Source organism: Streptomyces sp. NRRL F-2664 (assembly GCF_000719345.1).
In the GTDB taxonomy this organism is placed as follows: Bacteria; Actinomycetota; Actinomycetes; order Streptomycetales; family Streptomycetaceae; genus Streptomyces.
The window spans coordinates 1-754 of record NZ_JOFX01000276.1; the positions used below are offsets into that span (position 1 = coordinate 1).

Annotated in this window: 1 pseudogene; it reads right to left on the bottom strand. The window is 70.3% G+C overall.

From position 1 onward, the window contains the following. Positions 1–92: 92 nt before the first annotated feature. A pseudogene (locus tag IF89_RS0135735) lies at positions 93–668 on the bottom strand (transposase); the annotation flags it as partial. Between the last annotated feature and the right edge of the window lie 86 nt (positions 669–754).

Here is a 754-nt window from a genome sequence, read left to right on the forward strand (position 1 = left end):
GGGCGCACGCGCCCGGGGGACACACCACCAGACAGCAGCAGCCCGCCGCTGCAAGCGCGACGCCCGGCAGGGCATCAGCGGTGCGTCCGGCGTACAGGCGGGTCCCCGGCCTGCCACTGACCCGCGGTGATGAGCCGCTCCACGACACCCCGCAGCTGGGCGGCGGTGACTGCGGTCGCGTCGTCCACCGGTCCCAGCCGGACCGCGTCCAGAACCGGGGTCCAGGACGTGGCGCCCGGCTCCAGCACGGCGACGAAGGAGTAGGGCCAGCCCGGAATGAACTGCGACGCCGTCTTCGCACGGCCGTAGACGTGACAGAACAGCCGCTCCGCAGCGCACGGCGCGTCCGAACGCAGCCACGGCGAAACATCGACCGCCAGGACCAGGCGCCCGCCGTCGAAACGCGGCAGTGACAGGCCGGCCAGCACCGCCCGCAGCCGACCGACGTCGATCCGGCCCTGGTTCAGGCCGCCGTACATTGCTCCGTGCCCACGACGATGCTCGGGCAACAGCGTCAGATCCACCGGGGACTTCACCGCACCGTCCGCACACAACACCGCGTCCATCAGCTCGAACAACTCATCGCGCCGAGAGGTCAGACACTCGTAGAACTCGCCCCGGAAGCGTGACGCCTCCGCGAACGCTTCCCTCCGGACAGCATCAGGCAGCTCTACCTTTCAGGCGGGTTCGTCCTCCCATTCGTAGGGTGGGGACACCCGGGGACACCGGGTGTGGCTATCAGGCAGCTGCCAGC